Origin of the sequence: Gardnerella vaginalis, assembly GCF_001546455.1 — a bacterium.
Classification (GTDB): Bacteria; Actinomycetota; Actinomycetes; order Actinomycetales; family Bifidobacteriaceae; genus Bifidobacterium; species Bifidobacterium vaginale_B.
Genome location: NZ_KQ956814.1, coordinates 54,311 through 67,973 on the forward strand (window position 1 = coordinate 54,311; position 13,663 = coordinate 67,973).

Genomic DNA, 13,663 nt, shown 5'->3' on the forward strand with positions numbered 1-13,663 from the left:
CACCTTTTGCCATGTGTTTGATAATGTTTTGTGCGCCAATCAAGGCTTTGTAACAAAACAAAATGTGTCTGCATAATCTACTAAAATAGTCCGTGACTGTGACCAATGTTGGATTGCTTTTTGTTCAGCATTTTATGTCTAACATTTTTAATCATAGTCATAAAATTTTGCGCTTTGCAGACCTGTTAAACTTAGATTTTAGCGTGTTTGTTATGTGTGAAAAAACATAAAAGAAGAATAAATTAATTTTATAAGTGAATTTATAAATGAATCAACAGGAGGACATGCACGATGGAATTGGATTTGGCGGGAATGCATCAGCTTGCGGCTCAGCAGGGGATTAATGCCGACGAGCTGGACGAAGCACTCGCCGAGGCTTTGCGTCTTGCATACATGAAGACTTCCCACCCAGCCAGGCATGCTCGCGTTGAGTTAGATGAGCGCGCTGGCTGCTTTACTGTATGGGCACGAGATGAAATCCCAGGTGTTCCTACAGAAGATAATCCTCACCCGCCTTATACTCTTGGCGAAGAGTACGACGATACTCCTAGAGATTTTGGTCGTCTTGCTGCTGCTACGGCTCGTCAGGTTATTACTCAGCTTTTCCGCAAGGTGGAAGACGATCGCGTATTTGGAGCTTTTTCTGGTCAAAAAGGAAAGTTGATTAACGGAATTGTTCAGCAGGATTCTAAAGATCCTTCTAACATTCACGTTGCTGTTGGAGATGTTGAGGCCATTTTGCCTCGCAGAGAGCAGGTTCCTGGAGAAAGATACCGCCACGGCGAACGCATTCGAGTTTATGTTGTTAATGTTGCACGCGGTTTGCGCGGCCCAGAAATAGTTGTTTCTAGGTCTCATCCAGATCTTGTGCGTAGACTTTTTGAGCGAGAGGTTCCAGAACTTGTTTCGGGAGCTGTGTCTATTATGGCGATTGCTCGAGAAGCTGGCGCTCGCACTAAGATTGCTGTGCGCGCTAATGCAGAAGGCGTTAATCCAAAGGGTGCTTTGATTGGCCCTGGTGGTTCCCGTGTTCGTGCTGTATTGGAAAATCTTGGTCAAGAAAAAATCGATATTGTTGATTGGTCGGAAGATCCAGCTCAGTTTGTTTCCGCAGCTTTGTCGCCAGCAACCGTAACCGAAGTTCGTGTTGTTAGCGAAAAAAGTCAGACTGCTGTTGCTTTTATTCACGATTCTCAGCTTTCGCTTGCTATTGGCAAGGAAGGTCAGAATGCGCGACTTGCAGCAAAGCTCACTGGCTGGAAGATTGGAATTGAGTCTGCAGAAGAACATGCTAAAAAGCAAGAAGAAATGAACGCCGATTCTAATTCGGCGAAATAGATTTTTGCTAGCATTTAACAAACTTGCGACACTCCCGAGAATCCAACGTTTCGAGTAAGCTAAGAGCTGCAATCTGGGCTTATAAACAGCTTTTTGCCTAGGGAACGAGGTACAAAATCATGGTTGAAATCATGGTTACACGATGAGATATCGCGCTATGAGATATCTAAATAAAAAGCATAAGAGTAAGAATCTTATAACAATATAAAGTGGCTGCGTTCGTATGCGCTGCCGCAGACTGAGGAGAACACTGAGTGGTAAAAAAGCGTGTATACGAATTGGCCAAGGAATTTGGCGTAGATAGCAAAACCGTATTAGAGCGTTTGAAGAGCATGGGTGAATTTGTAAAATCCGCATCTTCAACCGTTGAGGCCCCTGTTGTGCGCCGCTTAAAGACGGAATTTGGGTCTTCGGCTCCTGCAGCAAAGAACGAGTCGAAGGCTTCTGCGCCTAAGAGTGCTGAGCACGCGTCCAATAAAGTTGCAGGTTCTGCATCTAGCGTAAAGCCGCAAGCGCATGATCAAAATGCCGAAAATAAGACCAATCAAAAGTCTGAGCAAAAAAAGTCTGAACAAAAGTCTTCTGTAAATCAGAATTCTGCGCAAAAATCGCGTGATAATCATGATGTAAATAAGGCTTCTAATGGGTCTTCCACTTCGACTTCTGTAGCTCCTAAGCCTTCGGCTGGTGGCGCAAAACCTAATAATTCTTCAAAGGCTGGCGATTCAAAGCGCGGTGCAGAAAAGCGCGGAGGCGCAGAATCTCGTGCTGCTAAGCAAGATCGTTCCGCACAAATGCCTCCTCGTCCTCGTCCACACCAAGGCGCTGGCGCAGGGTCTGCTCCTCGCCCAGGAAACAATCCGTTTAGCCGAAAGCAAGGTATGCGTGCGCCTACACCAGGAGACATACCTCGTCCACACCCAATGTCGCGCCCAGGTGCGGCTGCAGAGAATGCTCGCGGAGCAAAGCCAGGTGCTGGCGGCGCTAATGGCGGCAATGGAAATGGCGGCGGTCGCGGTCGCGGTCGTGGCGGAAATCGCCAGGGCGGCGCAAATGGCAGCGCAAATCGTTCTTCGCAGTGGCAAGGTTCGTATCGTTCAGGCGGCGGCAATGGTGGCGGAGCAAATTCTCGCCCATCTGCAGAGTCGCGCTTTAACGCAAATCAAGCGGCAAGCTTCCAGGCTGCAGCCGCAGGCGCTCCAAATGCTGGCCCATCTAGAGGTGGTCGCGGTCGCGCAGGAGCTGCAGGTGCGTTTGGTCGCCAGGGCGGAAAGTCCTCTAAGGCTCGTAAGAATCGTCTTGCAAAGCGCAGGGAATACGAAGAGCTTAAAGCACCAGTTATTGGTGGCGTGCGTATTCCTTCTGGTAATGGCGCTACAATCCGCCTTCGCCAGGGAGCAACGCTTTCTGATTTGGCAGAAAAGATTGATGTAAATCCAGCAGCTTTGGTTACTGTTTTGTTCCACCTTGGAGAAATGGCCACAGCTACGCAGTCTTTGGATGAAACAACATTCCAGATTCTTGGCGAAGAAATCGGCTGGAATATTAACCTTGTTTCTGCAGAAGAGGAAGATAAAGAGCTTCTTCAGCAGTTTGACATTGACTTAGACGAAGAAGAGCTCCAAGAAGACGATAATCTTGTAACGCGTCCTCCAGTTGTTACTGTTATGGGCCACGTTGATCACGGTAAAACTCGTTTGCTCGATACAATTCGCAAGTCCAATGTTATAGCGCGTGAGGCTGGCGGTATTACGCAGCGCATCGGCGCTTACCAGGTTACAGTTACTTTGGACGGCGACAAGCGCAAGATTACGTTCTTGGATACTCCAGGCCACGAAGCATTTACAGCTATGCGTGCTCGAGGCGCAGAGCTTACAGACGTTGCAATTCTTGTTGTTGCAGCAGACGACGGCGTTATGCCTCAAACTGTTGAGGCAATTAACCACGCGCAGGCTGCTCACGTGCCGATTGTTGTGGCAGTAAACAAGATTGATGTTGCTGGAGCAAACCCAGATAAGGTGCGCGGCCAGCTTACAGAGTACGGTCTTGTGCCAGAAGAATACGGCGGCGACACAATGTTTGTGGATATTTCCGCAAAGCAAGGAACCAACGTAGATAAGCTTCTTGAGGCTGTTCTTTTGACTACCGATGCAGAGCTTGATCCTAAGGCAAATCCAAACATGGATGCTCGCGGTGCAACCGTTGAAGCTCGTTTGGATAAAGGCCGCGGTGCTGTTGCTACGGTTCTTGTTCAGCAGGGAACTCTTAAAGTTGGAGATTCCATTGTTGCAGGCACGTCTTATGGCCGCGTTCGAGCAATGCTCGACGAAAATGGCAATCACTTGCAAGATGCAGGTCCTTCCACTCCAGTTCAGGTGCTTGGTTTGACTTCTGTTCCAACTGCAGGAGATTTGTTCTTGGTTACTTCCGACGATCGTTCTGCTCGCCAGATTGCAGAAAAGCGTCAGGCTACGGAGCGTGCGGCTCAGCTTGCAAAGCGCCGCAAGGTTGTTTCTCTTGAAAGCCTTAAGGAACAGTTTGCTAAGTCCGAAGTGGATATGCTTAACATTGTTATTAAGGGTGATTCTTCTGGCTCCGTTGAGGCTTTGGAAGACTCCTTAATGAAGATTGAGGTTTCCGACGAAGTTGGAATTCAGGTTATTCACCGTGGTGTTGGCGCGATTACGCAAAACGATGTTAACCTTGCAACAGTTGATAAGGCCGTTATTATTGGCTTTAACGTGCGTCCTAATCGCCAGGTTGCAGACTTGGCAGATCGCGAAGGCGTTGAAGTTAAGTACTACTCGGTTATTTACAAGGCAATCGAAGATATTGAAGCTGCTTTGAAGGGTATGCTTAAGCCAGAGTTTGAAGAGGTTGTTACATCTCATTCCGAGATTCGCGAAATCTTCCGCTCGTCCAAGTTTGGCAATATTGCTGGCGTTATGGTTCAAGATGGCGAAGTTAAGCGCGGTACAAAGTGCCGTATTTTGCGAAACGGCGTTGCAACCGTTAACGATCTTGAAATCTCCACTTTGCGCAGGTTTAAGGATGACGTTCAGTCCGTTAGCGAAGGCTACGAGGCAGGCATCAACCTTGGTAGCTTTAACGACATTGAGCTTGGCGATATAATCGAAACCTTTGAGATGAAGCAGATTGAGCGCAAGTAGTATGGCTGGAACAAACCCTAGAGCCGCACGAATTGCGGCTTTGATTCACAGAGTTATTGCGTCCAATATGGAATCGCATTTGCATGATAAGCGACTTGCTAACGTTACTATTACAGAAGTAAGGGTTACTAACGATTTGCAAATCGCCAAAGTGTATTGGACGCAGCTTGGCACTGCTGGAAAAGAGCAGGGTGAGCGCATGCGCGCAAATCAGGCTTTGCAGCAAGCTAAGGGTCGTTTGCGCACTTTAGTTGGAGCTAAAGCAGGCTTGCGATTAACGCCTCAAATCCAATTTGTTTACGATGAGGTTCCTAGCGAAGCTCACGAGATTGAAGACATTTTGGTTGCGGCGCGTAAGCGCGATGAGGAGTTAGCTAAAGCGCGAGAAACAGCTAAATACGCTGGAGAAGCAGATCCATACAAAAAGCCGCGTGAAGACGAGGAATTTGACGACGACTTTGAAGACGGCGACTCTGATGAAGATAACGACTTTGAAGACGGCGACTTTAACAGCGACTTTAACGAGGGCAATGAGTAATTCTAAATTGCCATCTTCTGGCATTTTGCTAGTAGATAAGCCAAAAGGCGTTACCAGCCACGATGTTGTATCTTGTGCGCGTGGCCTGCTGCACACTAAGCGCGTGGGTCACGCTGGAACTCTCGATCCAATGGCCACTGGTCTTTTAATCATTGGATTTGGTAACGCCACTCGTTTGCTAAACTATTTGCTTGGTCATAATAAAACATACGAGGCTGTGATTCGTCTTGGTGAATCAACTAATACGGATGATGCAGACGGAGATGTTGTAGAAAGCGCAAAGAATGAGAGTGGCATTCTAAGCTCAAACCACGCAAATATTGATGAAGTTCTTAAAGAATTGCGCTGCACGGTTGCCAAGAATTTTACTGGCTCGATTATGCAAGCGCCAACGGCTTTTTCGGCTATAAAAATAAATGGTGTTCGCGCCTACGATTTAGCGCGCGCAGGCAAGGACGTGCATTTAGAGCCTCGAGAGGTTGTTATTCACGATTTTTCGCTGCTTGATGCGCATTTTGGCGTGGGTGTAAGCGGCGCAAAGGTTATTGACGTGCGTGCAAGCGTTTCTTGCTCTAGCGGAACCTATATTCGTGCGTTGGCTCGCGATTTAGGGCGTGTTCTTGGAGTTGGAGGCCATTTGGTGAGCCTTAGGCGAACGCAGATTGGCGATTTTTCGGTAGAAGATAGTCGCGTGCTTAAGCTTAAGACTACAGTTCGCACGTTTACAGACAAAAATGGCGTTATGCAAACGCGCACAAAGGCTATTGTTGATTTGGCTACACTTGGCGGGCATGCTGGCGAACATGCTGGCGAGTCTAATAGCGAGTCTAATGGCGATAAAAACTACGATTTGCAAACCAATTTGCTCAGCATGTTTGAAGCAGCAAAATCAACAATGCAAGTGGTAGAAGTAAGCGAAAATCAAGCTAAAGACTTGCGATTTGGTAGAAAGATTGCAATTCCTGCTATTAGCGCAAGCAATGCGATTGCGTATGTAAAAGCTGCAAAAGATGAGCAAAACGACGTTGTTGCTGTTTTGCAGACCGCCCAAAAATCGCAAGCAACCGAAGATTTAAGCAGAACGGTTTCTATATATCAAGCCAAAATTCCAACAGAAATCGAAAAAATAGAAAAAATCGAAAAAAATTCAAATCTTATAGAAGCTAAACCAATTGTAGTATTTGTGCAAAGCTAGTTTGCTGGTAAAATAGTAAATAGTGTGAAAATAGGGGCTCAAGCAAAGCGGCATCTAAAAATAAAGCGATACCAGTATTTGCAGCTCTTGCGAACAGTAAGGATATGATGAAGGTCATCGACATTCGACCAGATGCCAACGGCATGATTAATTGGCCAACATTAAGCGCTCAGCGCAAGGCAGTCGTTACAATAGGCGTATTTGACGGAATGCATCTTGGGCATCGTAAGGTTATTGCGCGAACAGTGGAGATTGCGCGAAAAAACAACGCATTTTCAGTTGTTATAATGTTTGATCCGCGTCCAAGTGTTGTGCACGAGAATCCAGATTTATTCGACGACTTTGGCGATAATGCGCAAATTCCAGTAGACTCTCAGGCGCTAACAAGTGTTCGTCAACGTCTTAGGGTTTTGCAACAGATGGATGTTGATCACGTTATTATTGTTAGATACAGCCTGGCTTTTGCGGCAAAATCGTACAGGTTCTTCCTTGGTCAGCTGGTTGGAAAACTTGGCATGCGCGCGCTTGTTTTAGGCTCGGATGCAGCTCTTGGCGCTAGAAGGGCTGGCAATGTTCACGCAATTAAAGAGCTTGCGCAAGCTACAGGCGTTTTTAATCTTGTTGTTGTAGAAGATTTTGGTCCAGGAGACGTTCGTGTTCCAGACCCAATTGTTCCAGAAGTTCCCGAAGAAAGTGGGGAGCCAAAGAATCCAGCAGAAGGCATGAATAAGGCGGAATATCGCGCTTGGAGCAAAGGCATTCCAAATAAAAAGGTTCGTGCTTGGAGCTCTACAAATGTGCGCTGGATGCTTGCAAATGGAAGAGTTCGAGACGCTGGAGATATTCTTGGCCAGCCGCATAGGGTAGAAGGCATTGTTGTTCATGGAGCTGGGCGCGGCCACCAAATTGGGTTCCCAACTGTAAATCTTGGCGAGCGCATTGATGGCTATGTTCCAGTTGATGGCGTTTACGCTGGCTGGATTGTTGATTTAGATGCAGACGAGCAAAATGGCACTTCTTCTTGCAGCAACATTCCTAGCGTGGGTGTTTTGCGTAAAGATGAGCTTCATCTTGGAGTGCATTCGCCTTGGCGCTGGCCAGCTGCGATTTCCGTTGGCACTAATCCTACTTTTAAAGATGACGCAGCAAATAGCGCGGATGCTTACGATTACACTCTAGAAGAGCAAGAGTCCAGTCGCGCTGCCCAAAATCGCACTGTTGAAGCGTATGCTCTAACAGATAAGATTCAAGATTTATACGGGCACAGGGTTTGCATTGAATTTGCGCGCTTCTTGCGCCCTCAGCAGGCTTTTGAATCGCAAGAGCAGCTTAAAGACGCTATTAGCAAAGACGTTGAGCAAACACGCGCTCTAGTGTCGGAATGATTTAAAGAAGCTTTGCGTTTCTGGGTCGCTGCAGGCATCCATAACCTCGTATGGTGTGCCGTTTTCTGCAACAACTCCATTTCTAAGCAAAACCACCCTGTCGGCAGCTTCGTGCGCAAAATGCATCTCGTGAGTGGCCATTAAAATGGTTGTTCCTTGCTGCTTTAGCTCCGCAACCATGTCTAGAACTTCGCCAACTAGCATTGGGTCTAGCGCAGACGTAATCTCGTCTAAAAGCAAAAGCTGCGGGCTGGTCATAAGTGCGCGCGCAATTGCCACTCGTTGCTGTTGGCCGCCCGAAAGCTGATCTGGGTAGGACTTTGCTTTATTTTCTAGCTTAATCCTAGATAGAAGCTCCATTGCGCGGCTTTCTGCGCGATCTTTGCTCCAATGGTGAACTTTGCGTGCAGCAAGAGTTACGTTATCTAAAACGCTCATATGCGTAAAAAGATTGAATTGCTGGAACACAACGCCAATCTGAGACCTAATTTTATCTTGATTTATGCGCGGGTCGGTAATGTCTGTGTTTCCAAGCCAAACTTGGCCGTCGTCTACTCGCTCAAGCAAATTAATGCACTTCATAAGAGTAGATTTGCCGCTTCCAGAAGGCCCTAAAAGTGCCACAACTTCGTGAGGCGCAATATCAAAAGAAATACCCTTAAGAACAGGCGTTGAGTTATATGATTTACGAATATTGCTTAGACGCAAAACTGGGGTTAAATCCGTTTGATCGCTTGTGTTTGTTTGATCGCTCATTTGCTGATTTACCTTTTGATTTGTTACGTTATTCATCACACGGTTCCTCCGTTAAGCTCGCGCTTGCGTAGTCTTGCTGTATACCAGTCGTTTAGAACAATAAATGGAATACTCAATGCTATAAACACAACGCTTGCTACAACGTACGGAGTGAAGTTATAAGAAGTTGCAACAGATATTTGAGCGGCTCGAACTGCGTCTACAGCGCCCAAAACCGATATAAGACCTGCGTCTTTTTGCATGGATATAAAGTCGTTCATTAAGGCAGGAGCCACTTTTCTTAAGCCGAGTGGAATAACCACTAATCGCACAGTTTGACCAGATGTTAAACCAAGTGACCTTGCGGATGCTCGCATAGATGGATGCACGTCTTCAAAGCCTGCGCGCAATACCTCGCCAACGTATGCGGAATAGCTCATAACAATGGCAATCGTGCCAAGTATTGCTGGCGGAATTCGCCCAAACAGCTGCAAGCCTGGTATGCCAAAGCCAATTAAGTAAAGAACAACAAGCATTGGTATGCCGCGCATAATGGTTGTGTAGAATTGCGCTATAGCTCGCAGAGGGAAAAGCATTGGGCTTACGCTTGTTCTAATAATGGCAATTAAAGTTCCAAGTATTGCAACGCCGACCACGGCAAATGCAAGCACTTGCAAGTTAAGCATTAAGCCTTGCAAAACAGAAGGCAAAGATAGCATAAAGTACTTGCCAGAAAAGAACGTCTCTCGTACTCTTGGCCAGCCAGGGCTCGTTGCAAGCGCTGCAATACACACGCCCAACAGAACCAAAGTGCTTATTATGCTTGTTAGAACAGATTTAAGATTCTGTTTTTTGCGGATTGATCTACGCTCAAGCTCGATATTGCTTAAAACGTATTCTCCAGCCTTGTTTGATTCGCGGGTTTTTGTATTGCCGTTAAGTACTGACATTGGCGGCACTCAAGCCTTTCGACATAATGAATGATACGCACTATTGTAAGCACTTTTATGTGACGATTGGGTTACAAGTTGCTTACAATAATGCGTATTGGTAATGAGGATAGTACGATTTTTATTTATTTTATTTGTTTTGATCTATTTTTAATCTATTTTGTTTGATTTATTTAGATCAATTTACTTTAAAACTGGCACATTAGTTGTGTAGTCTGCAAGCCACTTTTCTTGAAGCTTCTTTAAAGTACCATCTTTTTCTAGCGCATTCACAGCTTTAGTAACGTCTGCAGTAAGCTTAGAGCCTTTTGGAAGCACAAGGCCAGTTCCTTCTTTATCTTCCGAACCTGCAATCTGACCAAGAACAACGCCATCTTTAACCTGCTTGCTGCGAACAATGTTTACGGAAGATGGAGTATCAATAACAAGTGCGTCGATTTGCTTAGAGTCAAGAGCCTGAACCAAAGCGTCGTTATCGTTAAAGGTTTGAATATCGCTCTTAATCTTGTCTTTAGCAAAGCTGTAGCTTGTTGTTCCAACCGCTGCGCCAATCGTAGCTGTTTTAAGGTCTGCCAAAGTCTTTGCGTTAGCAAACTTGCTGTCTTTTTTAACTACAACACCCTGAGTTGCGTTGTAGTAGCTTGGCGAAAAGTCTACTGCCTTCTTGCGTTCTGCTGTAATAGAGAACTGCTGAAGGTTAAAATCAAAGTCCTTTGGTCCTGGAGTTACTGCGGAATCGAAGGTTGTGCGAACCCACTTAACCTTGTCTTTGCCGTAGCCAAGCTTCTTTGCAACGGCGTATGCTACTGCGGACTCGTATCCTTTACCGTTTTCTGGCTTGTTGTCGTACATCCATGGTGTGTAAGTTGGCTGAGCTGTGCCGATTGTCAAAACGCCTGGCGTAATCGTCTTTTGGTTTGAATCTTGTGCGTTTTGGCTTCCGCATGCTGCTGTGCTAACCATTGCTGCCACTGCTAATGCTGCTGCTGCAATCTTTGTAGCTGTTGCTGCCACGCGGTTAGTGTGCAAGTTGTTATGTACGAAAATAGCCATTTTTTCTCCTTCGCATCTTTACGCAAAGCCTTGTTATTGTAATTTTTATTGGATTTATAATCGAGGTTTTGCGGTTGTACATTTGATAGTTTATAAGACGATAGAAGCATTTAAGGCTTAATTGCTACAGAATTGTTATCGCGATTGCTTATAACGTGCTATAGTTTGTTGATTTAGTGGTGTAATGGTTGCTTATTTATGTTTAATTTTGTAAATGTTAAGCGGTGGTTGCAATCGGTGTGTTGCGGTGTGTTGCGGTGTGTTGAAGTGCCTTTATGATTTTAGAATCATAAGTATTTGACTGTGTTTGACTATATTTGATTTTGTTAGATTTTATTAGATTAGATTTATTGAACTTATTTTTAGGGGAGACTATGCAAAAGGAATTTTCAATCGGTAATTCTGGCGATTTTAGCAATCTTTTAAGCCTCGCTGTTATAGTGGCTCTTCAAAAAGAAGCTCAGCCTATTTTGCAAGCATTTAATGGTGAATATAAGTCTTGGCAAGATTACGGTGTTACTTTTATTCAAGGTAAAATCGCCTCTAATAACAAAGAAAATAGCGCGATTCTTACAATATGCGTTGCTGGAATGGGAAAGTGTGCAGCGGCTGCAGCTGCCCAGGCTCTTATAATTGAAGCTAAGCCGCAAGTGTTGATTTTTAGCGGAATTGCGGGCGCTTTAAACCCTCGTCTTGGTGTTGGAGATGTTGTTATAGGCAAGAATCTTCACTATCTAGAAACAAATACTCAAATTATTGCCGAGTGCTCTCCATATAAGGCCGTTTTTGAATCGGATTCAAAGCTGTGCAATTTAGCAGCAAATCAGGCGAGGCTATTGGGATTTAGGCTTGAAAAGTCTTTGCAAGAATTATCTTCGGTTGCTTGCGATTCTTGTGCGTGTATTTTGCAAAGCGCGTCTAATGAAAATAGCGCTGCTAACAAGAGCGAAAATGGCGTTGCTTATGTTTGCGGAAACATAGCAACAAGCGACCAATTTAACACAGATCCAAAGATTCTAGACGCAGTTCGCAAAGAGGTTTTTGGCGATTGCGAAGAGATGGAAGGCGCTGCCGCAGCACATATTGCAGCTAAAAATGGCGTGCCGTTCCTTGCGATTCGAGCAATGAGCAATCGCTGTGGAGAATCATACGAGTCGGTTGATGCGCATAAAGACGATTTAGTTCTTGCAGCAAATCGCGCTGGAAGCTTAACTTTGAGCGTTTTGAACGCGCTTTTAAAGTAACCTACTCGTTTTTAGATGCTAAATTAAATCCGCTAAAAGTAAAACCAGGGCTTACAACGCAAGAAACCAATACATCTGCGTTACTAGGCACAGTTCGTTGCCATGTCCCAGCAGGAATCACAAGGTGACCGCGCGTAGATAAGCCGCTGCCATCTTTAATGTTTCCGAGTGTAAAGCTCTGCGAATTTGCCTCTGCACAAGGATTTACGCCGCAACCGCCAAGCTCAATCGTAAGATTTGCTGGCCCATGCCAAAGCCAAATCTCGTCTGCATCAACTTTATGCCACGCGCTTGAATCGCCAGCTGGTAAAAGAAAGTAAATAAGCGATGCAAGTGGTCTTGGCGCGTTTGCACTAGAGTTTTCGTCAATTTGCGCGTTGTTTGCGCTCGCATCTGCGTTGTTTGCGCTATATAGCTGCGCTGCTTGCCAATCGCGAGTGTACCATCCGCCTTCGGGGTGGGCTTCTAGGTGCAATTCTTTAACAAGATTTTTAGCGTAATCGCTCATATCTTCTGCATTGACGCTCATAATATCTCCTGATATTTACTGTTTTATTTTGTGTTGACTTATATGTGTTGACTTATATTTGCATTGATATTAGTCAAGTGTTATTGCGCAAGTGTTATTGCGCAAAAGCGCCATTATTGTACACAAGATTTCCCGATATTACTGTTGCTTTTGCACTTCCTGCGCCGTGGCGAACAAAATTGTGCAAAGTCTCTTCCACACCTTGCGGAGAGTTTGTATCGGTTGGAATGTTAAAGAATGCAAGGTCTGCCGTGGCTCCAGCATTAATCTGTCCAATTCTGTGCGGGCCTACATGCAAGCCCATAACGCTGGCTCCTCCTAAAGTGAGCATGCGAATAATGCGATGCGTTAAATCATCTTTTCTATAGCCCTGCGCTGTTGCTAAGTCGTAGACTTTTGCAGCATCGTCTAAAACATCTAAAGATGGGGAAGAAGATAGCGAATCCGTGCCAATCGAAAGCAGATTTCCTTCTTCCATATAGTCGCGAATTGGCGCGTCTCGCTCGGTAACCGTAATGCGATTGGATCTTGGGCAAAGTGCCACGCCAACTCCGCGCTGGCGCAAGATCCTGCGGTCTTCGCCGTCTGCCCAAACGCCATGCGCAATATGAACGTCTGGCCCCAAAGATCCAAGCTGATCCAAAAATTGTATTGCGGATGCCGTCATTCCGTGCGATTTAAGTTCGCTATAGCTTTCCCAAACATTGCTATTCCAATCCGGAGCAGAATATGTAGTTAGTGTATCTGCGTGGTTTCCCGCCTCCATTGGCGTTTCGGCAAGATGTATGTGCAAGCGCATATTTAGCTGGCGTGCAATATCTGGCAAGTCCACAAATGGCTCGGTTTCTAGGCTATAAGGTGCATGTGGGCTAATACCTATACTCGGTATGCTGCCGTTGTTCATCATTTTGCCAAGCATCTCTAGCAGCTTAGCGTAGCCTTCTTCCTTCCAGTCAACGTTTTTCCAGCCCATTACCTCCCAATAGGCAATTCCGTGCATTCCCTGGCTTGCAAGTGCGCCAACGGCTTCAATGTCGGTTACAATATCGGCGGCTGCGGTTGTGCCAGCTTCCACCATCATTCTTGCGCCTTTGTATGCGGAATCTTTCCACGTAGTTAAAGAAGGGTTTTGCTGCTTATCTTCGTGCAATTTGTCGTAAACAACGTTGAATCCCTGTTCCCAATCGTGGAAATTTCTATATTCTGCGCGACCTACGCTCGCCATGTTTGTGTATTGCAAATGCGTGTGAGCGTTTATAAGGCCTGGCGTCATAAGCCCATGCCAATGCTTCTCGTTTCTAAACATTTGCATATACGATTCGCTAGGCATCTCACTTTTTAGCGTGTTTAAAACCCATTGACGTGTTCCAACGTGCACAACGCGCCCGTTAGATACAGCAACAGCACCTTCGGGGATTATTGGCCCCGTTACTGGAATAACCATTGCTGCGCTGTATAGTGTAACTTCGCTAAGTGGTGTTGGGTGTGCGAGTGCGCGTATTGGGTCTGTAAGCATTGTGTTCCTT

General features: G+C 45.8%; 11 protein-coding genes. 6 read left to right on the forward strand and 5 right to left on the reverse strand.

Going from position 1 to position 13,663, the window contains the following annotated elements:
• Positions 1-291 precede the first annotated feature (291 nt).
• The 5 genes from nusA to ribF all read left to right on the forward strand — a co-directional run bounded on the left by nusA (position 292) and on the right by ribF (position 7,626).
• Positions 292-1,338, forward strand: coding sequence for a transcription termination factor NusA (nusA, locus tag HMPREF3216_RS02850; RefSeq protein ID WP_060786843.1), 1,047 nt, complete (start codon positions 292-294; stop codon positions 1,336-1,338).
• 254 nt (positions 1,339-1,592) lie between these two features.
• Entirely contained in the window at positions 1,593-4,508 is a 2,916-nt protein-coding gene (gene infB / locus HMPREF3216_RS02855) for a translation initiation factor IF-2 (RefSeq protein ID WP_060786844.1), read from the forward strand.
• Between the two features lies 1 nt (position 4,509).
• Positions 4,510-5,046: a 30S ribosome-binding factor RbfA gene (rbfA, locus tag HMPREF3216_RS02860; RefSeq protein ID WP_060786845.1), complete on the forward strand. Its 537-nt coding sequence runs from the start codon at positions 4,510-4,512 to the stop codon at positions 5,044-5,046.
• Positions 5,039-6,241, forward strand: a complete 1,203-nt coding sequence (gene truB, locus HMPREF3216_RS02865) for a tRNA pseudouridine(55) synthase TruB (RefSeq protein WP_060786846.1) — start codon at positions 5,039-5,041, stop codon at positions 6,239-6,241. Before rbfA ends, truB begins: the two co-directional genes overlap by 8 nt.
• A gap of 107 nt (positions 6,242-6,348) precedes the next feature.
• Positions 6,349-7,626: a bifunctional riboflavin kinase/FMN adenylyltransferase gene (gene ribF / locus HMPREF3216_RS02870; RefSeq protein WP_060786847.1), complete on the forward strand. Its 1,278-nt coding sequence runs from the start codon at positions 6,349-6,351 to the stop codon at positions 7,624-7,626.
• Here the strand turns inward: ribF and HMPREF3216_RS02875 are convergent.
• The 3 genes from HMPREF3216_RS02875 to HMPREF3216_RS02885 form a co-directional block, all read right to left on the reverse strand.
• Positions 7,612-8,418, reverse strand: coding sequence for an amino acid ABC transporter ATP-binding protein (locus HMPREF3216_RS02875; protein ID WP_081090937.1), 807 nt, complete (start codon positions 8,416-8,418; stop codon positions 7,612-7,614). The two genes, ribF and HMPREF3216_RS02875, sit on opposite strands and share 15 nt — an antisense overlap.
• Positions 8,418-9,311, reverse strand: coding sequence for an amino acid ABC transporter permease (locus HMPREF3216_RS02880; RefSeq protein ID WP_060786848.1), 894 nt, complete (start codon positions 9,309-9,311; stop codon positions 8,418-8,420). Before HMPREF3216_RS02880 ends, HMPREF3216_RS02875 begins: the two co-directional genes overlap by 1 nt.
• A gap of 183 nt (positions 9,312-9,494) precedes the next feature.
• A complete protein-coding gene (locus HMPREF3216_RS02885) occupies positions 9,495-10,364 on the reverse strand; it encodes an ABC transporter substrate-binding protein (RefSeq protein ID WP_060786849.1) in 870 nt (289 codons plus the stop codon).
• Positions 10,365-10,738: 374 nt separating this feature from the next.
• Here HMPREF3216_RS02885 and HMPREF3216_RS02890 point away from each other — a divergent pair, with 374 nt between their 5' ends.
• On the forward strand, positions 10,739-11,608 hold the full coding sequence (locus tag HMPREF3216_RS02890; protein WP_060786850.1) for a 5'-methylthioadenosine/S-adenosylhomocysteine nucleosidase family protein: 870 nt from the start codon (positions 10,739-10,741) through the stop codon (positions 11,606-11,608).
• A 1-nt stretch (position 11,609) separates the two neighbouring features.
• Here the strand turns inward: HMPREF3216_RS02890 and HMPREF3216_RS02895 are convergent, their stop codons facing one another.
• Complete coding sequence (locus HMPREF3216_RS02895; RefSeq protein WP_060786851.1) at positions 11,610-12,137, reverse strand: cupin domain-containing protein; 528 nt, start codon at positions 12,135-12,137, stop codon at positions 11,610-11,612.
• A 94-nt stretch (positions 12,138-12,231) separates the two neighbouring features.
• Entirely contained in the window at positions 12,232-13,653 is a 1,422-nt protein-coding gene (locus HMPREF3216_RS02900) for an amidohydrolase family protein (RefSeq protein WP_060786852.1), read from the reverse strand.
• Positions 13,654-13,663: the final 10 nt, after the last annotated feature.